General features: G+C 68.2%; 20 protein-coding genes. 8 read left to right on the forward strand and 12 right to left on the reverse strand.

All coding sequences use genetic code 11. From position 1 onward, the window contains the following. A complete protein-coding gene (locus RUR_RS29585) occupies positions 1–2,055 on the forward strand; it encodes an acyltransferase family protein (protein WP_283138505.1) in 2,055 nt (684 codons plus the stop codon). A gap of 60 nt (positions 2,056–2,115) precedes the next feature. Further along, on the forward strand, positions 2,116–2,877 hold the full coding sequence (locus RUR_RS29590) for an acetoacetate decarboxylase family protein (protein ID WP_283138506.1): 762 nt from the start codon (positions 2,116–2,118) through the stop codon (positions 2,875–2,877). 6 nt (positions 2,878–2,883) lie between these two features. On the opposite strand, the gene RUR_RS29595 is transcribed toward RUR_RS29590, so the two are convergent. The 6 genes from RUR_RS29595 to RUR_RS29620 all read right to left on the reverse strand — a co-directional run bounded on the left by RUR_RS29595 (position 2,884) and on the right by RUR_RS29620 (position 8,779). Continuing rightward, positions 2,884–3,771 (reverse strand): glycosyltransferase family 2 protein, encoded by an 888-nt coding sequence (locus tag RUR_RS29595; protein WP_283138507.1) that lies wholly within the window; start codon positions 3,769–3,771, stop codon positions 2,884–2,886. A gap of 200 nt (positions 3,772–3,971) precedes the next feature. After that, positions 3,972–4,742, reverse strand: a complete 771-nt coding sequence (locus RUR_RS29600) for a CDP-alcohol phosphatidyltransferase family protein (RefSeq protein WP_283138508.1) — start codon at positions 4,740–4,742, stop codon at positions 3,972–3,974. Then, complete coding sequence (locus tag RUR_RS29605) at positions 4,720–5,763, reverse strand: iron-containing alcohol dehydrogenase family protein (protein ID WP_283139839.1); 1,044 nt, start codon at positions 5,761–5,763, stop codon at positions 4,720–4,722. Before RUR_RS29605 ends, RUR_RS29600 begins: the two co-directional genes overlap by 23 nt. Positions 5,764–5,768: 5 nt before the next feature. Further along, positions 5,769–6,503 (reverse strand): phosphocholine cytidylyltransferase family protein, encoded by a 735-nt coding sequence (locus RUR_RS29610; protein ID WP_283138509.1) that lies wholly within the window; start codon positions 6,501–6,503, stop codon positions 5,769–5,771. Between the two features lie 37 nt (positions 6,504–6,540). Further along, positions 6,541–7,155, reverse strand: a complete 615-nt coding sequence (locus RUR_RS29615; protein WP_283139840.1) for a DUF5941 domain-containing protein — start codon at positions 7,153–7,155, stop codon at positions 6,541–6,543. Positions 7,156–7,261: 106 nt separating this feature from the next. Continuing rightward, the gene (locus RUR_RS29620) at positions 7,262–8,779 is read right to left on the reverse strand and encodes a CDP-alcohol phosphatidyltransferase family protein (protein ID WP_283138510.1); all 1,518 of its coding nucleotides are present in this window, start codon (positions 8,777–8,779) and stop codon (positions 7,262–7,264) included. Between the two features lie 239 nt (positions 8,780–9,018). On the opposite strand from RUR_RS29620, the gene RUR_RS29625 reads away from it, so the two are divergent. Both RUR_RS29625 and RUR_RS29630 read left to right on the forward strand, forming a co-directional pair. Beyond that, positions 9,019–10,506: a bifunctional cytidylyltransferase/SDR family oxidoreductase gene (locus RUR_RS29625; RefSeq protein ID WP_283138511.1), complete on the forward strand. Its 1,488-nt coding sequence runs from the start codon at positions 9,019–9,021 to the stop codon at positions 10,504–10,506. Further along, positions 10,503–12,560 carry a hypothetical protein gene (locus RUR_RS29630; protein WP_283138512.1) on the forward strand — a complete coding sequence of 686 codons (2,058 nt, stop codon included), beginning with the start codon at positions 10,503–10,505 and terminating at the stop codon, positions 12,558–12,560. Before RUR_RS29625 ends, RUR_RS29630 begins: the two co-directional genes overlap by 4 nt. Before the next feature lie 356 nt (positions 12,561–12,916). On the opposite strand, the gene RUR_RS29635 is transcribed toward RUR_RS29630, so the two are convergent. Beyond that, positions 12,917–13,948: a glycosyltransferase family 2 protein gene (locus RUR_RS29635; RefSeq protein ID WP_428847033.1), complete on the reverse strand. Its 1,032-nt coding sequence runs from the start codon at positions 13,946–13,948 to the stop codon at positions 12,917–12,919. 101 nt (positions 13,949–14,049) lie between these two features. On the opposite strand from RUR_RS29635, the gene RUR_RS29640 reads away from it, so the two are divergent. Further along, entirely contained in the window at positions 14,050–15,579 is a 1,530-nt protein-coding gene (locus tag RUR_RS29640) for an LCP family protein (RefSeq protein ID WP_283138513.1), read from the forward strand. Between the two features lie 9 nt (positions 15,580–15,588). Here the strand turns inward: RUR_RS29640 and RUR_RS29645 are convergent, their stop codons facing one another. The 3 genes from RUR_RS29645 to RUR_RS29655 all read right to left on the reverse strand — a co-directional run bounded on the left by RUR_RS29645 (position 15,589) and on the right by RUR_RS29655 (position 18,623). Continuing rightward, on the reverse strand, positions 15,589–16,233 hold the full coding sequence (locus RUR_RS29645) for a class I SAM-dependent DNA methyltransferase (protein WP_283138514.1): 645 nt from the start codon (positions 16,231–16,233) through the stop codon (positions 15,589–15,591). A gap of 167 nt (positions 16,234–16,400) precedes the next feature. Next, complete coding sequence (locus tag RUR_RS29650) at positions 16,401–17,891, reverse strand: AAA family ATPase (RefSeq protein WP_283138515.1); 1,491 nt, start codon at positions 17,889–17,891, stop codon at positions 16,401–16,403. 105 nt (positions 17,892–17,996) lie between these two features. Then, positions 17,997–18,623: a thermonuclease family protein gene (locus RUR_RS29655; RefSeq protein WP_283139842.1), complete on the reverse strand. Its 627-nt coding sequence runs from the start codon at positions 18,621–18,623 to the stop codon at positions 17,997–17,999. 375 nt (positions 18,624–18,998) lie between these two features. Between RUR_RS29655 and RUR_RS29660 the strand changes: the two genes are divergently transcribed. The 3 genes from RUR_RS29660 to RUR_RS29670 all read left to right on the forward strand — a co-directional run bounded on the left by RUR_RS29660 (position 18,999) and on the right by RUR_RS29670 (position 20,989). Further along, entirely contained in the window at positions 18,999–19,217 is a 219-nt protein-coding gene (locus RUR_RS29660) for a hypothetical protein (RefSeq protein ID WP_283138516.1), read from the forward strand. 825 nt (positions 19,218–20,042) lie between these two features. Then, positions 20,043–20,582: a hypothetical protein gene (locus tag RUR_RS29665; protein ID WP_283138517.1), complete on the forward strand. Its 540-nt coding sequence runs from the start codon at positions 20,043–20,045 to the stop codon at positions 20,580–20,582. A gap of 38 nt (positions 20,583–20,620) precedes the next feature. Then, positions 20,621–20,989, forward strand: a complete 369-nt coding sequence (locus RUR_RS29670; RefSeq protein ID WP_283138518.1) for a hypothetical protein — start codon at positions 20,621–20,623, stop codon at positions 20,987–20,989. Here RUR_RS29670 and RUR_RS29675 read toward each other — a convergent pair. Both RUR_RS29675 and RUR_RS29680 read right to left on the reverse strand, forming a co-directional pair. After that, positions 20,967–21,227, reverse strand: coding sequence for a hypothetical protein (locus tag RUR_RS29675; protein WP_283138519.1), 261 nt, complete (start codon positions 21,225–21,227; stop codon positions 20,967–20,969). The two genes, RUR_RS29670 and RUR_RS29675, sit on opposite strands and share 23 nt — an antisense overlap. Then, the gene (locus tag RUR_RS29680) at positions 21,209–21,499 is read right to left on the reverse strand and encodes a DUF6247 family protein (protein ID WP_283138520.1); all 291 of its coding nucleotides are present in this window, start codon (positions 21,497–21,499) and stop codon (positions 21,209–21,211) included. Before RUR_RS29680 ends, RUR_RS29675 begins: the two co-directional genes overlap by 19 nt. Between the last annotated feature and the right edge of the window lie 79 nt (positions 21,500–21,578).

Raw genomic sequence — 21,578 nt, forward strand, 5'->3', positions numbered from 1 at the left:
ATGCAGCCACGCAGCCACGCCCCGGCCCCTCCGCTCGGGCAGAAGCACGAACCACCGCCTGGCCAGGGCTCCGCACCCGTCCCCGCGGCCCGGACGGCCCAGGGCGAGGACCGCGTCGCGGCGGCTCAGCCGGCCATGCCGCCCGGCCTGTACACGCTCCCTCCGGAGCCGGCCGCCTCCGGGCCGCCCGTGCGGACGCCGACCGTCCAGGAGACGCCTGACCCCGGAAGCGGGTACGGGCAGAGCCCGGCCACACCCGTACCGCCGGGCCGGTCCACCGCACCCCAAACCGGAGCAATCCTCCAGACCCCGGCCACCCGCGACATCCCCGACACCCCCGGGAGCGGGTACGGGCAGAGCCCGGCCGCGCCCGTACCGCCGGGCCGGTCCACCGCACCCCAAACCGGAGCAATCCTTCAAGCCCCGACCACCCGCGACCTCCCCGACATCACTGGAACCTCCGGGAGCGGGTACGGGCAGAGCCCGGCCACACCCGTACCGCCGCCGGGCCGGTCCACCGCACCCCAAACCGGAGCAATCCTTCAAGCCCCGACCACCCGCGACCTCCCCGACAACCCCGCAACCCCCGAAAGCGGATACAGGCAGAGCGCGCCCGCGCCCGTACCTCATGCGACGCCGCCGGGGCCGGCCGAGCCCACGACGCCTGGGAGCGACCCCGGAAGGCCGCTCCCCCAGACCGGGATATGGGCCGCAATTCCCCCCGCACCGCCGACCGCACCGGCGGATTCGGACGAACGCCCCGATCCCCTTGGAGCCGGATACGGGCCGAGCCAGGCTCCGCCCGTACCGCGCCCGGGGGACGCCGTTGCGCCGGAGGGCGACCCCGGCGGGCCGCTCCCGGAGACCGGGTTGCTGGCCGCCGTTCCCCCCGTCCAGCACACGCTGCCGCCGGGCCATCGGTTCGACCTCCGGGGCCTGCGGCCGGCGGCGCAGGAGACGCTTCCGCCGCGCCGGGCGCGGGGCGGGCTCGCCGTCCCGGCGGAGCCGGAGGCCGCCGTCGCCAGTCCGGCGACGCCGGCCAAGCGGGTGCGTGAGCCGTACCTGGACAACGTCAAGTTTGTCGCGATCGCCTTGGTGGTGGCGGGGCACGCCCTGTGGGACACCACGAACGGGGTGGCCGGCCGGGCGACGTACCTGTTCATCTACACCTTTCACATGCCACTCTTTGTCATCATCAGTGGCTATTTGTCCCGAAATTTCTGGACTTCGTCGGCTAAGACGAATCGGCTGTTCGACACGCTGGTCATCCCGTACGTGGTGGTCGAAGCGGGTTACGGACTGCTCCGGCTCGCCCTCGACGGCAAGTGGAGCCTGTCCATCGCCGACCCGGCGTGGCTCAACTGGTACCTGCTCGCCCTGCTGTTCTGGCGGCTCTCCTCCCCGGTCTGGCAGCGGCTTCGGTACCCGATGGCCGCCGCCCTCATCTGCTGTGTGGTCGCCGGTCTCGCCGAACTCCCGGGCACGCTGAGCATCGACCGGTTCTTCGGACTGCTCCCCTTCTTCGTCCTCGGCCTCATCCTGCGCCCGCACCACTTCGAGCTGCTCCACCAAAAGCGGGCGCGGATCGCGGGCGCGGCCCTGCTCGCCGCCGGATTCATCGCCGCGGTCGTCCTGGTCGCGCTCCGGCCCAAGATCAGCCTTGGCCCGATCTACTTCCGGGAGAGCTACGCCGACCTCGGCAGAGGGCCGTTCATCGGGGTCGCGATGAAGCTGGTCGTCCTCACCGCCGGGGCGGCGCTCGCCTTCGCGGTGCTCGCCGTCGTCCCCCGCCGCGCCACCTGGTTCTCCGACCTCGGCACCCGCACCCTCTACGTGTACGTGCTGCACGGCATCCCGGTGCTAGTCCTGCGCGACCTCGGCGTCCTGGACCTGAAGGTGTTCCAGCACCCGCTCGGCGTGGCGTCGGTCGTCTGCGGGAGTGTCGCGGTGGCGATCGTGCTCAGCCTGCCGCAGGTGCGCGTCGGCGCCCGCTGGCTCCTCGAACCCCGCCTCAACTGGGCCTTCCGCAAACCGCAAGGGTCGAAGCCGGGCTGAATACGGCAAGCTCGCTCCCCGGTCCGTGACTGCCGGGGGGAGGATTGGTCTACTTAGGACATGGTGCACCATCTCATTCAGGGCCGGACGGTCACCATGCCCGTCGAGGTCAGGGAAGCCACGGCGGGGATGGCGACGTACCTCGTCCGGGCCGACGCCGCCCGTGCGATCATCGCGTACTCCGGCCTGGACGTGGTCGAACCCCTCCCGGGCAAGGCGGTGTGCGCCCTCGCCTTCATCGAGTACCTCGACGGGGACCTCGGCCCCTACCGCGAGTTCGCGGTCACCTTCCTCGTCGCGGGCCCGGGCGACCGGCCCGTCCGGCGGGACCGGCTCGTGCCGCGCGTCGCCGAGGTCTTCCACCCGGGGGCCGGCGCGTTCGTGCACTGGCTCCCGGTCACCCAGGCGTTCACGATGGAGGCCGGCCAGTCCATCTGGGGGTTCCCGAAGGAGCTCGCCGACGTGGACATCCGGATGCGGACGCCGTACAAACGCTGTGTCCTGCGCAAGGACGGCCGCCTCGTCCTCGACCTGCTGATCAAGCCGGGCGTGCCGGTCCCCGGCGGCGTCGCAGGCCCCTGGACCGGCCGGCGCGGCCTGGCCGTCGACGCGTACACCCACCGCGACCAGGTGACCCGGCGGGTCCCCTGGGTCTGCCGGGCCGAAGGGGTACGGGCCCGGCCGGGCGGGGCGCTGATCCGGCTCGGCAACCACCCGATCGCCAAGGAGCTGAGCGAGCTGGGTCTGCCCTGCCGCGCCCTGATGACCGGCTCGGTCCGGCACCTGCAGATGACCTTCCACGGGGCCGAGGAGGCCGGGTGAGGGCGGTCAGACGATCGGGGGACGGCCCAGCCGGAGCATCCGCCAGGCCGTCCGCCAGGCCATGGGACGCCGCTCGCCCGCCGGTTCCCGCATCCCCTCGCGAAAGCCCGCGAACCACGCCTTCAGCGCCCCGGAGGACCGCTCGCGCAGCACCGTGAGGACCATCCAGTCGAGCAGGTAGAGGGCGGCGAGCGGCCAGGGCAGGTTGCGGCGGGCCAGCCAGACCCGGTTCCTGGCGTTGAGCCGGTAGAAGTCGGCGTGCCTGGTCGGCGGGACCTGCGGGTGGTACATCACCGCGGAGGCGTCGTACTCCAGGCGGAAACCCTCGCCGAGCAGCCGCCAGGCCAGGTCGGTCTCCTCGTGGGCGTAGAAGAAGCGCTCGGGGAGTCCGCCGACCCGCATGAAGGCCGAGCGCCGGATGGCGCAGGCGCCCCCGAGGAAGGTCGTCACCTGCGAGGACCGCTCCGGGTCCCCGGCCCGCAGCCGGGGGACGTGCCGCCGCTGGCCCGGTCCGCCCTCCGGGTCGACCACCCGGAACGACAGCACGGCCAGATCCCGCTCGGCGACGAACCGGTCCCGCACCTTGGCCGCCAGCGAAGGGGACGCGTACCAGCCGTCGTCGTCGAGGAAGAGCACGAGATCGCCCGAGCACGCCTCGACGCCCCGGTTGCGTCCCGCGGGGATGCCCGCGTTGGAGAAGAGGCGGACGATCTTCACGGTGCTCTCCGCCGAGGTGCCCGGCGGGAAGGTGACCGACAGGTCGGGAACGTCCGCTCCGTTGCCGACGATCACGATCTCAAGGTCCACGTCCGCTTGATCCAGAACGGACTGCACCGCCCGGTTCAATTCGGCGACCCGGTTCCCCATCGTCAGGATGACGCACGAAATCTTCAACGCGTCAGCACCTCGACGCGTCAAGGACACGTGACTGACATCTAAGCATGATCACCGAGTCTGCCGTTGTGAGCGTGGCGGTAAATGGCCACAATGGATATAGGACCAAAGCGTATCGGAACAGTGAGTGAACCCCTACCAAACCGGAGATGACTCGCGGGATAAGACGCTTAATCCACTATGGATGGTTCCCCCGTGTTTCAGGTGAGCCGTCGTGAGGCGAGAATGCTCACCAGATGCAGGATCATCTGCAACCCGGCGACCACCGCGCAGGCCACCAGAAGCACCCGGGTCGCGGTCAGCCCGCCCATGAAGAAGTCGAGGACGGCCGCGGCCAGCACGATCAGCGAGAGCTCGATCGCTTGGATGAGCCGGTGGAATCCTATCGCGGAAGCGATCTTGCGGAGGGTGCCGAGCCGCGAGGAGCGGAGCTCGGCCGAGGACTCGGTCGCGGCGATCAACCCGGAGCGGGCCCGGGCCACGTCCACCAGGTCGGTCTCCGCCTTGATCAGAATCGCCCCGAGCGCGGCGGCGAACCCGAGGACGACGTACCAGTCCGGCTGGGTCAGCGACCCCGAGGCCCGGAAGCCCAGGCCGATCAGGAGCGCGGCCTCGCTGAAGTAGTGCCCGACCCGGTCCAGGTACACCCCCGCGATGGAGGTGCGCCTGGTCCATCGGGCCAGCTCCCCGTCCGAGCAGTCGAGGAGCAGGTACAGCTGGATCAGGAGTGCGGCGACGATCGCGGACCAGAGACCCGGCATTGCCAGGATAAATCCGGATAAAACGCCACAAAGGATCATCAGCCCCGTCACCTGGTTGGGTGACAGGGGCGTACGGACCAGCAGCCAGGTGCCGTAGATGGACAGCCGCCGCATGTACAGCAGACCCGCCCAATGCTCCCCGCTCCGGCGGTCCATCGTGGACGCCGGCTGGGCGACCTCGCGAAGCTCAATGATCGACGGACCGGACATACTCTCCCACTCGTTCCCGTACCTGCTGCGGCGTCAGCGCCAGGTGCTCCAGAATCGTGTACCGGCCCGGCCTGGTCTCCGGGGCGAAACAGACCGCTTCGGCGAATTGATCGAGGGACAGCCCCACCTCTCCCGGCACCACCGGCAGCGAGTGCCGTCTGAGGCACCGCACCACGGCGGCGAGCTTCGCCCTCGACTCGTCGTCCTCCCGGAGGAAGAAGCCGAACGCGGCGCCCAGGCCAGCGAGCTCGCCGTGGTTGGAGGTACCGGGGAAGAGCTGATCCACAGCGTGCAGGATCTCATGGTCCGCACCGCTACAGGGCCGGGATGACCCCGCAACAACCATTGCCATCCCTGACAAAATCAGAGATTCCGCCAATGTCGTTAAAAACGAGTCCGAATCCACAGAATCCTGTCGATCCAGAACGGCGTAGGCCGCGGTCCGCGCCATCGAGACCGCCAAGCCGTCCACCGGCTCACACGAGGCGGCAAGCAGCCAGTCCTCGATCGCGCTGAGATTGCTGATCACATCCCCGATGCCCGCGCGGACCAGCCGGACCGGCGCGGCCCGGACGAAATCCAGGTCCACCACGATGGCGAGCGGCATCGGCACGCCGAACGACCCCTTGCCGCCGTCGTACTCCAGGGAGGAGACCGGCGAGCAGATGCCGTCGTGCGAGAGGTTCGTCGCCACCGCCACCATGGGGATCCCCGCCAGCGAGGCAGCGTACTTGGTGGTGTCGATGGTCTTGCCCCCGCCGATCCCGACGACCGCCTCGTAGGCGCCCTTGCGCAGATCGGCTCCCAAGGAGACCGCCGCGTCGACGGTCCCGCCGTCCACCCGGAACATCGAGGCGCCGACGATCGACGAGGCGATCAAGGAGGACACCTGGTCCCCCTGCCCGGGACCGACCGCCACGGCGACGTGTCCTGAGGTGGCGACCCGGCTGTCCGACAAGAGCGAACCGAGCTGGGCCACCGCCCCTCTGCGTACGGTCACCGTGAGCGGTGCGGTCAGCATCCGGGCTAGTAGTGGCATGCGATCCCCCGTGCCTTGGCCAAGTCGTCATGGTTGTCGACCTCGACCCAGTCGATCTTGCCGATGGGCGCGACACCGATGGAGTGGCCACGAACGACGAGTTCGGCGTAACCGTCCTCGTAGTACAGCGAGGGGTCACGACGCCAGGTGGCCTCCAGGGCATCGGCCAGGTGGGCCGAGGCAGCGGGACGGATCAAGGTGGCGCCGATGTACTCCCCGTACGCCTGAGCCGGATCCATGAGCTTCGTGATCCGGGCCAGATATCCGTCGTCGGAGAGCGTGACCTTCATTTCCTCATCGGCGAGCGTCTTGACGTCGTCCACCGCAAGGAGGATGTCAGAAGGCACGGTGGACGTGAGCAGGGTTTGCTCAACACTCACCGGATGTACCGTGTCGCCGTTGACCAAAAGTGCGCCTTGTTCGAAATATTCACGGGCACACCACAGGGAGTACGCGTTGTTCCACTCCTCCGCCCGGTCGTTGTGCACCAGCGTCAGCCGTACCCCGTGCCGCCGTTCCAGATCGGCCTGCCGATCCCGTACGGCGGACGCCGCGTAGCCCACGATCACCACGACGTCGCGGAGGTCCGTCGCCGCGAAGTTGCGGAGCGCGATGTCCAGGATCGTGGTCTCGCCGTCGACCGGCACGAGCGCCTTGGGGAGCGTGTCGGTGTACGGCCGCAGGCGACGTCCGGCGCCGGCGGCCAGCACCATTCCAAGCAACTGATTACCTTTCGTAAACTCCGTCGGATTCGGGGGGTCAGTCGTCCGCGCCGAGGTCGGCCGCGTCCACACCCGAGCGCGGTGCGGCGAGCCAGCTCGTCACGCTCTCCCAGATGAACAGGCCCCAGAGCCAGACCGCGAGGAGGAAATAGGTGAGCGGAACCAGGTCGAGCAGCGCGCCGAGCGCGATGACGAGCATGCGCCCGTCCCAGCCCAGCCCGTAGAGACCCAGCCACGGCGGCGGATAGATCCGCTGACGGACCCGGTAGACCACGTCGTAGTGGTGGAAGACGAGCGCGCCGAGCAGAATGAAGATCAGCCCGTGGGAGACGCCGCTGGCGAAGCCGACCGCCGCGACGAATCCGTACTCGGTCAGCCGCAGGATCGGCGGCACCAGCCAGTCCAGCCGGCCGTCGTGGCGGCTGGAGGAGGCGGGCCCGGTGAGCAGCAGCACCACCGCCGGGGCGAAAACCGCGAAACCACGCTCGTGCGCGATCCCCAGGAAGAGCAGCACCCCGGTGACCACCCCGCCGACCAGCGCGGGCAGCAGCGGCGGCAGCTGACCCGAGGTCAGCCGGCCGAGCCCGCGCGCGCAGGCGCCGTCGTCGCGGTAGGCGACGACCGCGCTCACGGGTACCGGAGTCATGAGCATCGACGCCACGGGCGGGCTCCCCCTCTCCACCGGGCCGCGCGAGACCCGAAGGGGGCGCGGGGCACCGCCGGGCGGGACGCCGCCCGGAAATCGGGCTGATGTGTCGTCATCGCTTGAGCGACCTCAGGATTCGGCCGGCCAGCATGTAGCAGGCCGCGAGACCGCCCCAGACGATCAGGGCAAGGAAGGTGACGCGGGCGTCGAAGAGCGCCGCGGCCAGGCAGATCAGGGCCATCCGCTCCCCGATCGGGAGCACGACGATCTTCTTGAACCAGCGCAGGGCCGAGTTGCGATCGAACCGTCGCGAGATCGTGACCACCGAGCCGCCGCGCGCGGCGGAGGTCGCGGACGCCGTACCGTCCGCCGTCGCGACCGGGGTCTGCAGCGGATCCTCCGGCAGGTCGAACGGTCTGGGCGGCACGGACTGCGCGGTGGCCGGCTGCGCGCCCGCGTAGGAGAAGTCCACCATGTGCCGGACGCTCTGCAGGACCAGCGCGGCGACGGCGAGGCGCCAGATGTCGCCCTCCGCGTACCCCACGGCGAGCCCGAAGTACGCCATGTACTCCTTGACCCGGTCGAAGGTCGCGTCCAGCCAGGCGCCGAGCGGCGAGAACCGCCGGGTGTACCGTGCCAGTTGCCCGTCGACGCAGTCCAGCACGAACGAGAAGTAGAGCAGGAACGCGCCGACCACCAGGCCGGTCCGGGTGCCCTCGGCGAACCACAGCGCGGCGAGCGCGGCGAAGCCGACGGAGATCCCGGTGACCGCGTTCGGGGTGAGGCCCAGCCGTGCGCAGAACCGCACCAGATGGCGCGACCAGGAGCTGACGAAGTACGTGGTGAAGAAGCCGTCGTCGCCCTTGACCGCCGAATCCAGGCGGACCTTCTCCTCGTCCACCCGGGCGAGCCGGGAGATCGCGTGGTCCATCCCCTCCTGGTCGGCCACCCGGTCGCAGTGCAGGACCCGGATGTCGACCGCGTTGACCCGCACCCCCGAGCGGACCAGGCCCACCAGAAGCAGCGAGGTCGCCTCGGAGCTACCAAGCTCTCCCAAACGCCCCGAATCCAGCAAAAGCGCGAGTGTCTCCGCGGAGTCCGCGAAGACCTCTAAATCCGCCTTGCTCACCTGAAGCACCCCGCGGAAACCCGCGTTGGCCTCGACGACCCGGTGGAACGAGGTGCCCGCCGCCACGATCCGGCCGTACTCCACCCGGACCGGGGTGTGCAGCGTGTCGGGGGTCTCGTAGGAGACGAGCGCCCCGGTGGCCCGCGCCGGATGGGAGATCAGCAAGGCGAGCGCCTCGTCGTGCGCGACCACATCCCCCGGGACCACGACCAGCGGACCGTCCACCGTACGGGCTAGGGCCGCGATCGCCCGCAGGTCGTCGGCGAGATTGCCGCTCGCCGTGAGGTGCCGCGAGGCCGCCGGATCCTCCGGGGTGCGCGCGGAGCGGGTGACGGCGCGGAGCTCGCGACCGGCCGCGGCCAGCTGCCGGGCGAGCCGTTCGAAGACTGAGTCGGACCCGTCCGCGGGATGCCCCGGCCTGAGCCCCGTCGCGGGCGCGGTGGCCAGCACCACGGCGACGGTCGCGGGACGCTCCGCGGTGGGAGGCGCTGAGGCGGTCAACGGGCTCCTTCACATGGGCATTGGTCCGGTGAGCACGGCGAAACCAAAGGCTACGCGCCCGAGGTCGCCCAAGCCTACCGGCGAAGGCACCAAAGTGATCCGTAGACGGCGTGCTTACGCAGGGCCACTCGCCGGTAAAGTCGCGGTGTACATCTACTCGCGGTGTACGTCCGCCGACCGCGACACGACGCGGGTTGGCCCTCGCCCTCCTGCCCTAGTCCGCCGAAGGAACGCAAGGTATGACCTCACCCGACCCACAGCTGCGCAATGTAGGCGTCATTCTGGCGGGCGGCGTAGGACAGCGCGTGGGATTGAAGATCCCCAAGCAGTTGCTGAAGATAGCCGGTAAGTCCATCATCGAGCATACGATCGCCGCCTTCGATTCCGCACCCGAGATCGACGAGATCATCGTGCTGATGACGCCGGGGTTCACCGACGAGATCTCGGCGATCGCCCGCAAAGGTGGCTATTCAAAGGTGACCCAGGTCCTCGAAGGCGGTTCCAGCCGCACCGAGACGACCTGGCGAGCCCTGCAAGCCCTCGGAGACACCGACTGCAACGTGCTGCTCCACGACGCCGTCCGCCCGCTCCTGGAACATCGCATCATCACCGAGTGCGTCGCCGCACTCCAAACCTACAAAGCCGTCGACGTCTGCATCCCCAGCTCGGACACGATCGTCGTGGCCGCCCGCGGGCAGCGCGGGGAGATCCTCCGGGACATCCCCGACCGATCCCGCCTGCGTCGCGGCCAGACACCCCAGTGTTTCCGGCTGTCCACGATCCGCGAGGCGTACGAGCTGGCGCTCGCCGACCCCGACTTCGAACGGCAGCCGGCCACCGACGACTGCAGCGTCCTGCTCCGCTACCTCCCCGACGTGCCGATCGCCATCGTGCCGGGGAGCGAGCACAACATGAAGGTGACCCACCCCGTCGACGTCTTCATCGCCGACAAGCTCTTCCAGCTCGCCTCACACAACGCCCCCGTCCCGGCCGGACCCGACGCCTACAAGGAGGCGCTGGCCGGCAAGACCATGGTGGTGTTCGGCGGGAGCTACGGCATCGGCGGCGACATCGTGGAGCTGGCCCGCGGCTTCGGCGCGGCCGTCTACTCCTTCTCCCGCTCCCAGAACGGGACGAAGGTGGAGGACGCCGCCGCGGTCGCCGAGGCGCTGCGCCAGGTCTACGAGGAGACCGGCCGGATCGACTTCGTCGTCAACACCGCCGGCGTGCTGCACATGGGCAAGCTCGGCGAGACCGACGACGCCACCGTGGAGGAGACCGTCGCGGTCAACTACCTCGGCCCGGTCAACGTCGCCCGGTCGGCCATCGGCTACCTGCGGGAGACCCAGGGCTGCCTGCTCCTCTACACCTCCAGCTCCTACACGCGCGGCCGCGCCGACTACAGCCTCTACTCATCCACCAAGGCCGCGGTCGTCAACCTCACCCAGGCGCTCGCCGACGAGTGGGCCGAGGACGGCGTCCGGGTGAACTGCGTGAACCCCGAGCGCACCCAGACCCCGATGCGCACCCGCGCGTTCGGCGAGGAGCCCGCCGAGAGCCTCCTCTCCTCCAAGGTCGTCGCGCTGACCTCCCTCGACGTAATCGTCTCCAACCTGACAGGGCATGTGATCGACGTGCGCAGGCTCGACCCCGACGGCCGTACCGAAGACGACGTAGAGATCATTGCCGCGCTGCTGGAGCAGGCGGAGCAGGAGAGCGCGGAGTGAAGCGGATCATCAAGCGACTGACGGCCGACATGTCCGCCGTGGCCGTCGTCGCCGGGCTGTTGCTCAGCTACCCCCTGCTGTTCGTCGCAGCGCTGCTCGCCAGCCCGTGGATGTTCCTGGTCGTCGCGATCACCGGCTATCTGGCCGAGATCTACGCGGTCCGGGTCGCCCAGCCACTGCTTGAACTGCTCAGCAAGCTACATCTCGGCATCACGCCGCGATTCCTCATGCGGGACGCCGCGGTGCTCCTGCTCTTCGCCCGGACCATCGGGGCCAAGGAGAGCTTCGAGTTCGCCCTGCTGGCCGCGGGGACCTTCCTCCTGTACGGCCTGCGGGCGGCCCACACCGGCCTCGCCGTGTTCATGAACCGGCGCCGGGCGATGCCGGTGGTCACCCGGAACGTGGACCTGTCCGCCCTGAAGATCGCGGACGCGCCGCCCCGGGTACTCGCCGAGGCGCACGTCACCTACTTCCTCTACCTGGACGCCTTCCCGGTCTTCGGCGCCGTGCTCGGAGCGATCAGCGGCGCCGCGATCTTCGGCCCGCTGGGGGCCCTCGCGGGCCTGGCGGTCGGCCTGTCGGCGGTGCTCGGCCTGCTCCCGCACTCCCGGGCCGCCGCTCCGCTGGGGAACCGGGAGCGGGTCCTCAAGGTGGTCGAGGACCAGATCAACGCGTACAACCCCGAGGTGGCGCTCTACTTCTCCGGCTCCTCGGACTCCGCCTACCAGGTCAACATGTGGATCTCCACCCTGGAGCGGCTGGACCACAAGGCCGTGATCATCCTGCGGGAGCGCGGCATCCTGCGCCAGCTTGGCCGTACCTCACTCCCGGTTCTGTGTTTCCCGGGTGCCACGGACCTGATGAACTTCGGGCCGCTGTCGAAGGTCCGGGTGGCCCTCTACGCCTCCAACGTCGGGAAGAACATCCATATGCTGCGCACTGTCGGGATGAAGCACGTCTTCATCGGACACGGCGACAGCGACAAAGAGGCGTCCTTCAACCCGTTCACCAAGGTGTACGACGAAGTGTGGGTCGCCGGGGCAGCCGGGCGGGAGCGCTACCGGCGCGCCCAGGTCGGGGTCCGCGACGAGAGCATCGTCGAGGTCGGGCGCCCCCAGCTCGCCGAGATCGTCCGGAGTGGCCCGGACATCCCCCGGCGGAGCGTGCTGTACGCGCCCACCTGGGAAGGCTGGACCGAGGACCTCTACCACACCTCGATCACCGACATGGGCCCGAAGCTGATCAAGCGGCTGCTTGAGCACTCCCCCAAGATCCGGGTCCTCTACAAGCCGCACCCGCTCACCGGCACCCGCGACCGCAAGGCGATGGAGGCCCACGAGAAGATCGTCGCGTTGATCAACTCGGCCAACCGGGCGCAGAGCGGCGAACCGGCCGGAATGCCCGCGGGCGAGGCGAACAAACGGGCCACCGCCGCCGCCAACCTGCCCAAACTCGCCCGGAAGATGGCCAACCTCAGCCAGATCACCGCCGGAACCGGGGACGACGCCCAGCGCGCCCGCGACACCGGCCGCCCGCACCGCGGCCAAGACCTCGAGTACCAGCAGGTCGAGGCCGAGCGCAAGCAGGCCTACTGGCAGTCCGAAGACTCCTCACGGCACCGGGTGATCACCGGCCCGATGCCGCACCTGTACGACTGCTTCAACGAATCCGACCTGCTCGTCAGCGACATCTCCAGCGTCGTCGCCGACTACATCGCCAGCGGAAAGCCGTACTCGGTGACCAACATGGCGAAACTTCCCGACGCCGACTTCCGCTACAAGTACCCCACCGCCGACGCGGCCTACCTGCTCACCCCCGACCTCGCCGACCTGAACACCATCCTGCAAGCGATGGAGAAGGAAGGCGGCGACTCCCTTGCCGACCAGCGGAAATCCCTCAAAACCCATCTGCTCGGCCCCGACGAACCCGACGCCATGACCCGCTTCAACGACGCCGTCAACGACCTGGTACGGCGCAGCGCCGCCACCTGGGTGTCGCCGGCCGAAAAGGACCTCGGCCTGGAAATGGCCCGAGACCACGCCGAAGAGGACTAGCGATCCCGCGTGATCGTTGTGGTGTGGGCACCCTCAGGGGAACGCACACCACAACGATCACGCGGAGGGCCGAAGGCGGGCGAACAGCCCGATCATCATCCCCGGAGGGATGGCGACTGGCACGGCAGGTGGTACCCGATCATCAGTGGGGCCTGATCACCCTTGAGGGATCGGATCGTGAGCTCCCGAAGCTGATTCACGTTGCCTTGGGATCCCCGATCACCCCCTGAGGGTGAGGTCCCCGGTTTGACGAGAGGCCAGGCGGGAACCGGCCGTCCGGGTGCCGGCAACGGACGGCTGGGGCAACCCAGCCGCCTTCGCGCCGAAGGTTGCGACCTGAGGCCGTACCAGGTCGGCTAAAGGCGGGTCGCGCCGCCGCGGCCCAGGTCCTTGGGGCTGGTGAGGTAGCCGTAGCCCCAGCTGACGTGCATCGTCGCGTAGACCAGCGGCAGCCGTACCAGGGCTCCGGCGGGCAGGCCCCGGCCGGTCAGCACCGAGCCGGCCAGGATGGCGGCGAGGTAGGCGCCCGGGATCAGGATCGCCGGCCAGAAGAACGGGGAGACGACCAGGCCGAGGGCCATGGCCACCACGGCGACGGGCGGCGCCAGGTAGCGGAGGTTGATCGTGCCGCGGTGGGTGCGGGCGACGACGTGCCGCCAGCGGCCGTAGTGGTAGTACTGCCGGGCCAACGCCTTCAGGCTCGGGCGAGGGCGGTAGGAGACCCGCATCCGCGGCTGGAACCAGACCTGCCCGCCCGTGGACCGGATGCGGTGGTTCATCTCCCAGTCCTGGGCGCGGAGGAACGCCTCGTCGTACCCGCCGACCCGCTCCAGCGCCGAGCGGCGGAAGACCCCCAGATAGACCGTGTCGGCGGGCCCCGCCGTACCCCCGGTGTGGAACCGGGCGTTGCCCACTCCGATCTTGGAGGTCATGGCGCGGGCCACCGCCTGCTCGAAGGGCGTGTGCCCTTCGGCGGCCATGATGCCGCCGACGTTGTCCGCCCCGGTCTCCCGCAGCGTCGCCACCGCGATCTTGAGGTAGTCCGAGGGCAACATGGCGTGGCCGTCCACCCGGGCGACGATCTCGTTGACGGACGCGCCGATCGCGGCGTTCAGCGCGTTCGGCGTGCGGCCGGTGGGGTTGGGGACCACCTTGACCCGCGGATCCTCCGCCGCGATCGCCTTGGCGACTTCGTCGGTACGGTCCTGGGACGGCCCGATCGCCAGGACTACCTCGATCTCTCCGGGATAGTCCTGTTCGAGGATCTGCCGTACGGCGTCGCGGAGGTACTTCTCCTCATTGAGCACGGGCATGATCACAGAGATCGGGGGCCAGCTCATCGAGCCATCTCCGGAAAGGCGCGCGGGGGCGTCGGGAAACTGCTTCATAGTCGCGCACACGCTACTGTACGAGCGGGTGTGGACGGCAACCGAAAGGCTGCTTTGGACGTCGCATACGACTTCGGGACAGTGCGGCGAGGGGAGACGCCATGCACGACAAAGAGGACTCCGATGACGTTTCAGGGGTCCGCATCGGGGGCGACGCATACGGCGAGGTGACCCTCACGCCGGCAGGTCGGCGGGGCCGCCGCGGTCGTCTCTCCCTGCAGCGCGCCCGCTCCAAGCGGCGCATGGTCGTCGCCTCCGGTGTGCTCTCCAGCGGGGTGCTGCTGGTCTCCGGCGGGCTGTGGGCGCTCCCCAACTACGCGGCGAGCACGGTCACCCAGGTGGATGCGGGGATCACCGAGCCGGAGGCGCCCAAGGGCGCGCTGAACATCCTGCTGATGGGCGTCGACCGGCGGGACAACCTCTCCCGCAGGGTTCAGCAGCGCCTCAGACTCGGCCGGGAGCTCGGACAGAGATCCGACACGATGATGGTGATCCACCTGTCGGAGGACCGTACCAAGGCGACCGTGGTCAGCATCCCCCGCGACTCCTGGGTGTCGATTCCGGGCCACGGCAACGGCAAGATCAACGGCGCCTACCAGCGGGGTGGGGCCGCGCTCGCCGTGAAGACCGTGCAGCAGGTCACCGGACTCAAGATCAACCACTACATCGAGGTCAACGTCCTGGGGTTCATCGACGTCGTCGACTCGCTGGGCGGCATCGACGTCTGCACCAACGTTCCGATCGACGACGCGAAGCACGGCATCGTGCTGGCCCCCGGAACCCACCGCCTCGACGGGGTCAAGGCCCTCTCCTTCGCCCGCACCCGGGCCACCGCGCGCTCCGACTTCGACCGGATCGACCGCCAGCAGCAGGTCATGTCGGCCCTGCTCCACCAGGCACTCAGCGGTGGCACCCTGACGAACCCGGTCAAACTCACCGGCTTCATCAACACCACCCTCAAGACCCTCACCGTGAACAAGCAACTCGCCGGCGACATGCTCGGCCTGGTCGACCAGCTCAAATCGGTCTCCACCGACAACGTCGTCTTCGCCACCGTGCCGATCGCCGACGCGAACTTCACCACGCCCACCCGCGAATCCGCCGTCCTGTGGAAGGAGAAGGAGGCCAAGGACCTGTTCGCCCGGATCGCCAAGGACCAGCCGCTGGTCGGCCCCACCGCCTCCCCCTCGGCGTCGGCCGCCCCCTCCCCCAAGCCCAGCCCGACCCCCGCCGCGGGCGCGCTCCGGGTGCCGCCGGAGCGGATCACCCTGCACGTGCTCAACGGCACCGGCGTCGACGGCAAAGGCGCCAGATCCAAGGCCGAACTGGTCCGCCTCGGCTTCAAGATCCCCAGTGCGCCGGGCAACACCACCAGGACCGACTACGTCGACACGGTCATCCGGTACGGCCGGAATCAGGCGGAGGCCGCCAAGACCGTCGCCGCGGCCCTCCCCGGCGCCAAGCTCCGGCTCACCGAGGAGCGCTCCGACCGTATCGACGTCGTCGTCGGCAGAAACCACCCCGTCGCCAAACCCGTCAAAATCACCGCGCCTGCCGCCGCACCCACCCCCACCCCGACACCCACCGCGGCCGTCACCCCCAAAACCGCCACCCAGAACATCTGCCGCTAGCACGCATTTTCAAGGTTTCTGGGCCAGCAGGTAGGCCTGGGGGACCTTTTCGGTTCGCCGGGGTTCTCGGACGAGGCGGGCTTGGATCGTGAAGCCGGTCCGGGTCAGCTGTTCGGCGATCCGGTCCGGGTTGAGCCGATGGAAGTCGAGCGAGATCTTGTGGCCGAAGGCTTCGGCGATGTGGAGTGGCTCGTCGCCCACCTGGAAGGCGACGAGGAGATGGCCTCCCGGAGCCAGCACCCGGTGGAACTCCGCGAAGACCGCGGGGAGCCGCTGGGGGAGCGGATGAATGATCGAGTACCAGGCGACGAGGCCGGTCAGAGTGCCGTCGGAAACATCCAGATCGGTCATCGAACCCACGTCGAACCGCAGGTCCGGGTACAGCTTGCGGGCCAGGTCGACCATGGCCGGCGACAGATCGACGCCGAAGACGTCCAGCCCCAGGGAGTTCAGGTGGTCCGTGACCCGGCCGGGACCACACCCGACCTCGGCGACCGGACCACCACCGGCGGCCTGGATCAATTCCGCAAACGTCCCCAGCATGGCGCGCTCAAACGGATTGTCCCGTATCTCATCACGAACCATCTCGGCGTACTCGGCGGCGATGAGGTCGTACGCCTTCCGGGTGGTGCGAACATCATCAGGCTCGGTCATAAGCGAGCAGAGTAACGCCGTCCGCGCCTACCCGGTTACTGAGATTCCGCTCGCGGCACCGCCCGGCGACCCGGCCCAAGGCCGTACGACACCGTTCACCGTGTAGCCGTCACGATGCCGAAGCCGTCGATGACCTGTGCCGCCATCGGCCGTACCCCAGCACGTGGTCAGGGTGAATCCGTCGGCCGGTAGAGGTCGTGGAGGCCGACCAGGAGAACGTTCGTGTCCTCATCACCGACCGTTCGCAGCTCTTCCGTAAAACCCGATCCGCCGTAGCAGGCCAGGACGGTCTCCCGGGTGTCATAGCCCTTGCCGGCGAGCAGATCGCGTGCCCGCGCCAGTCGCCGCAGATGGTGGACGCCCATCGTCTCACCCCATTTGGCCTCGCCGAGGGAGAGAATTCGGCGGGGTTGTCCGGAGTCCTGAGCCGCCAGAACCGCTACATCGATCTCGATCTGCGTGCGGTTCGCCGGATCTGCCACCACCCCGGAGCCCACCTCAGCCGGGAAACCCCTGAACCGGGCTTCCCCGGCATCCAGCGCGAAATCCCGGCACAGGGCCTCGAAATGCGGTCCCACCACCTGGGCCAGAAATGTCGCCCGAGTCGATTCCCACACACTCGCCGCGCGGCGGATCTCCAGTTCGGGCCAGCGCCGCCGCATGATCGCCTCGTAGAAGGTGATCAACGGCTCGACGATCCGGTAGCGAGAACGTCCCGATCGGAACAGATCCGGCTCCCGTGTGATCAGGGCGCAGTCCTCCAGCATGTTGAGTGGATGGGTGATCAGATCAGACTTGCGCCCGACATATCGAGCGATAGTTCCATTTGTGGTGCTCCCACTCGCGATGGCGGCCAGCACGGAATGGTAGAGGCCTGGGTCGCGGATCTCCGACTCCTCCGCGAGCAGATAGCGCGCCTCCCGGAAGAGGGCGTTCCGCGGGTTGAGCATGGTCCTGACGACCCACGCGTCGAAGTCGGCGAGATCCGCCGGTGTGTCCCCTTGGGTGAACTCGTAGCGATACGCGGGAGTACCCCCGACGACCGCATGCACCAGAATCGCCAGCCGCGGATCCTCGATCCCCCAGAACTCGGCCGCGTCCCGGTATCGGAACGGGTGGATCACCATTTCCAGCCCGGCCCGGCCCCGCAGCGGCGCCTGGCCCGCCAGCAACCCTCCCATGACGGACATCGCCGACCCGCAGAGTATGAGCCGCGCCTGGCTCTCCCTGCCGCTCCCCCCAGGCCCGAGTTCCCGCTGAATGATCGAAGGCAACGCCGGGGACGTCCTGGACAGGAAGGGGAACTCGTCGATGATCACGGGGACGGGACGGTCCCGGAAACGCCGGAACATGGCGGCGATCCCGTCGTTCCAATCCCGGAAAGGGAACTCCGCGACTTCCCGCGTATACCTCGTCAGAGCCTCGTCGAACAACCGAAGCGACTCAGCCTCCGTCGCCTCGGTGGCGGCGAAGTACATGCCACCGGTGGCCTCGGCGAGCGCCTGCAGCAGGAAGCTCTTGCCTTGGCGACGCCGACCGCTGACCACGCCGAGAGTCGCACCGGGCTGGGCTCCTCGCAGGCGCCCACCTGACGCGAAATCGGTGAGCCCCTCCCACTCCCACTCCCTGGCGAAGATCCGATCGGGCTTAGCGACCATTGGCTCCCCCAACCACGCCGAGCCGAAAAATACAGAACTATACTTCCGGGAAGTATAGTTCTGTATTCTCGCAACCCGACGGTACGGCGTCCGCCAAGCCGGTGATCAGCGCGGTTCGCAGACGATGCCGTCGCCGTCTCGGTCCTGGTACCAGGCGTACTCGGGGTCGACGCCTCGCCGGTAGGGGCCGTAGCCCTTGGCGTTGGCGTCCTTGCAGGTGCGGAAACGCGGATCGACCTGGGGCTTCGGCGCACACTGAACCGACCAGACGCCGAGCTTGGCGCGCTGGGCCTTGGCCTGCTCGGAGCGGAGCAGGTCACGGTACTTGACGTTCGGCGCGTGGTTCACCACCCTGGCCCAGCCGCCCCGGACCAGGTTCTGGTTGACGAACACACCGGTGCCGCCCCACACATAGGCGAGGCGGTTGCCTGCGGAGTCCTTGGGAGTCCTGTCCCGGAGAAGGTAGGCGATCTTGCCGATGGGGAGCAGCGCCTTGGTACGGGCGAACGCGGGGTTGCTGAAGCACTGGCCCCGCTTGGGGGTGGCGATCGAGAGCAGGCGGACCCGGAAGGTCGCGCCTCTGGTGGGGACGACCTCGACGAGGTCACCGGCGACTATCTTCGTCACCTTCACCTGGACGGCACCCTTGGGCACGTTCGCGGGCGGTGCCGAGGCCGTGGCGGGAGCGGCTACGGCAAGCGGAATCGTGATCGTGGCGGCGGCGGACAGCACAGACAAGCGGAGCATGTTACGCACTAGCGACCTTCTTCGCACGTATTGGAAGAGCCGCTAAAGTAGCAATAATCCTTGATTTCACTACATATAGTGATCAATCCGATATCAATGAGCCGCCTGGCCGGAATCTTGATCATGACGAATATCGATCAACCGAAAATCACGGCCAGTCATAGCCCTTATCGCCACCCAGGCGACCCATCTAAACGATCAAGAAAAATCTGCCCTTTTAGAACCTTGGGAAGCCGCTAGATTCACCCCATGCGTCCGGTGAGCAGGTCATCCAGGTGGGCACCCAGAAACGATAGAGTCGTGGTGATCGATACCATCTGTACTCTAGTTTCACTATTTATCCTATTTCATGTCTCAATTATGCTAATCTTCGTACTTGCGCCAACCCATGCTCTCGAAGGGGACCGGCTCCTCCAGTATCGAAACAACGTCAGCGTCACCGCGCTCCTGCTGTTCGTGGTTTTCGGGGGAATCACCGCGGGTGCCCATGCTTTCCGGCTCATGGTGATGAAATGGCTCCATGCTCTCTTCACCGTGCTGTCCGTGGGCCTCTGCCTCGTCGTTCTGGCCAACCTCTGACGCTTGACCTCCCCGCTTCGCCGCCACGGGCGACGACACCGGTTGCCCGCCGGCGCACGACCCGCCGGTGAAGTCGCCCAGAGAGGGCGCAGCCTGTGTCCGTACCCGATCCGCGGGAAGCACCCCCGAGAGCTACTGTGCAGTAGTTGGATCTTGAAGTTGGTACGCTGATCCCCCGGGAGTCTGGCTTTTCACTAGGGGGATGAGATGGCCAGGGAACAGGGGCCGGCGATGACTGCTGTGTCGGCGCCGATCACCCCGGCCGCTCCGCTCTTCGGTGCGCACCCCGCCTACCGGACCTTCCGTCCGCCTTGGCACAGGCACCACCGCACCCCCGCGGACTTCGACCTCCCTGCCGTCGAACTCACCCGCTCGTCCCCGGATCGCCTCCACTCCCGCCACCTCCGGGTGTGCGAAGGCGATCCGCAGCGGGTGGTGATCGCTGGCCACGGGATCGGTCAGAGCAGGTCCGCCGGCCTCCCCGCATATGAAGTTCTGGCACGAGGCGCACCGGTGCCGTTCCCCGCGCCGTTTCCCGCCCAACCTGCCGGATTCGTCGCCGAGCCGGCTCTCGCCGGTCCCGGCGCCACCATGGTGCGCTCCGCACGTCTGCCGCACGCCGAGCGATACGCCGGCACCCCGCCGTTTCCCCGGCCGGGGAGGCGGACCGCATCGTCCCCGCAGAGCGCATCCACGTCCTTGCCCACCACTACCCCACGCGGAGAACCACGTGATTTCCGACGCGCAACACCTCCAAGGCCTCAAGGCCGACCCGGACGGATACCGGGCGACGGTCCTGTCCCTCCTCAAACGGGCCTTCGGCTGATGCGCACACCCACCCACTGGGGCGTCCACCCGTCGGAGACGGTACGCCCCTATCCCTGCGACGAGCTCATCCCCGACCCCGGGGCAACCTGGTTCCGCGGAGTGTCCGTCTTCGCCCCACCTGAGATCGTCTACCGCTGGCTCTGCCAGATGCGGGTCGCCCCCTACAGCTACGACCTGCTGGACAATCTCGGCCGCAGAAGCCCGCGCACCCTCACCCCGGGCGCGGAGAACCTGACGGCCGGACAGCCCGTCATGAGCATCTTCACCCTGGTCTCCTTCACCCCCGGACGGGACCTGACCCTCCGGATACGCCCAGGCAAGGGGTACCGGGTGTTCGGGGACCTCGCCCTCACCTACGACGTCCGATCGGAGAACGGCCGCACCACCCGGCTGGTCGTCAAGCTCCTGCTCGGCAACGCCAAGGGACCGCTGAGCCAGGCCCGCAGCAAGGCTTTGGCCTGGGGCGACCTGCTCATGATGCGCAAGCAGCTCCTGACCTTCCGCCGCCTGGCCGAACGTCAGGCCGCCCACCACTGATTCGGGCGGCACCGAAGAACCACGACAAGGATTGGCTTATGGCGATGCCCAGGAAGGGATCTCGGCTCATCATGGTGGACGAGGTCGTGTTCCGGTGGCGCGTTCGCCATAAGCCCACCTATAGCCAGGGCAACGGCTGGGTCCCGCTGACCTTCGCCGTTGAGCACGCCACCTCCCCGGGCGCCGTACTCATGGTCACCTTTCCCTGCGCCCGGCCGGACAACTGGCTTGGCCTGCCGTCCGTCGGAATCCGGCCGAATCTCGTGGCGGCCTACGTCAGATGGGCACTGGACGAGGGCTGGGTCCCCGCCCACGTGGGTCCTGCGTTCTCACTCACCCTGACCCGAAGACAGGCTGCCGACGATACGTCCGGCTACCGCCTGATCAGCCTATCCAGGTCACATTGAAGATCGTGATCAGCTCGTTGACCTCATCAACCTTGAAGTAGAGGATGCCCGACCCACCAAAGATGGCCTGCCGATACTCAGGCTCATCCGCGTAGAGGACTCGCGCGTCCCACGGCTTCTCAATCAGGTCAACAGTCGAGGCGAGCAGGGCATCAAGAGCTTCCTCTGGGAAGCCTTTCATCTGCGCCAATGCCGCCACGTGAAGCTCCACGCGGTAGTTCACCGACGCCTGGCCCATCCTGGGAACGCCTCGTCCATCGATACGAACTCCTCAGTCCGTCCTTCACGAACCGCTCGTTCGGCCCGATCGAAATCGGGGTTGGACACTGCAATCGCGTGCAATCGCCAGACATGCAGGAGCTCACGGAGCTGCTTGAAGCGCCACACCTCATGGGCTGCGTCCAAGGCACTGTGGTATTCGCCGAGGAACTGCTCATGCCATCTTTCCGGCAGGATGCGCAGAATCTCCGCTGGATCGTATCCAGTCTCATGAAGCGGCTCAGCAGACATGACCCCAGGTTAACCCGTGATCCAGACATCGGTGGCGAAACCCGGTTCGCCGTAGCGCGGAAGATAGATCGCTGGTGAT

The sequence above is a fragment of the Rhizohabitans arisaemae genome (assembly GCF_025996515.1).
In the GTDB taxonomy this organism is placed as follows: Bacteria; Actinomycetota; Actinomycetes; order Streptosporangiales; family Streptosporangiaceae; genus Rhizohabitans; species Rhizohabitans arisaemae.

Bases quoted from the DNA above. Each gene is read 5' to 3' on its own strand.
- RUR_RS29585 (WP_283138505.1), top strand. From the start codon at position 1: ATGCAGCCACGCAGCCACGCCCCGGCCCCTCCGCTCGGGCAGAAGCAC.
- RUR_RS29590 (WP_283138506.1), top strand. From the start codon at position 2,116: ATGGTGCACCATCTCATTCAGGGCCGGACGGTCACCATGCCCGTCGAG.
- RUR_RS29600 (WP_283138508.1), bottom strand. From the start codon at position 4,742: ATGTCCGGTCCGTCGATCATTGAGCTTCGCGAGGTCGCCCAGCCGGCG.
- RUR_RS29605 (WP_283139839.1), bottom strand. From the start codon at position 5,763: ATGCTGACCGCACCGCTCACGGTGACCGTACGCAGAGGGGCGGTGGCC.
- RUR_RS29615 (WP_283139840.1), bottom strand. From the start codon at position 7,155: ATGCTCATGACTCCGGTACCCGTGAGCGCGGTCGTCGCCTACCGCGAC.
- RUR_RS29625 (WP_283138511.1), top strand. From the start codon at position 9,019: ATGACCTCACCCGACCCACAGCTGCGCAATGTAGGCGTCATTCTGGCG.
- RUR_RS29635 (WP_428847033.1), bottom strand. From the start codon at position 13,948: ATGAAGCAGTTTCCCGACGCCCCCGCGCGCCTTTCCGGAGATGGCTCG.
- RUR_RS29640 (WP_283138513.1), top strand. From the start codon at position 14,050: ATGCACGACAAAGAGGACTCCGATGACGTTTCAGGGGTCCGCATCGGG.
- RUR_RS29645 (WP_283138514.1), bottom strand. From the start codon at position 16,233: ATGACCGAGCCTGATGATGTTCGCACCACCCGGAAGGCGTACGACCTC.
- RUR_RS29650 (WP_283138515.1), bottom strand. From the start codon at position 17,891: ATGGTCGCTAAGCCCGATCGGATCTTCGCCAGGGAGTGGGAGTGGGAG.
- RUR_RS29660 (WP_283138516.1), top strand. From the start codon at position 18,999: ATGCTAATCTTCGTACTTGCGCCAACCCATGCTCTCGAAGGGGACCGG.
- RUR_RS29665 (WP_283138517.1), top strand. From the start codon at position 20,043: ATGCGCACACCCACCCACTGGGGCGTCCACCCGTCGGAGACGGTACGC.
- RUR_RS29670 (WP_283138518.1), top strand. From the start codon at position 20,621: ATGGCGATGCCCAGGAAGGGATCTCGGCTCATCATGGTGGACGAGGTC.
- RUR_RS29675 (WP_283138519.1), bottom strand. From the start codon at position 21,227: ATGGGCCAGGCGTCGGTGAACTACCGCGTGGAGCTTCACGTGGCGGCA.
- RUR_RS29680 (WP_283138520.1), bottom strand. From the start codon at position 21,499: ATGTCTGCTGAGCCGCTTCATGAGACTGGATACGATCCAGCGGAGATT.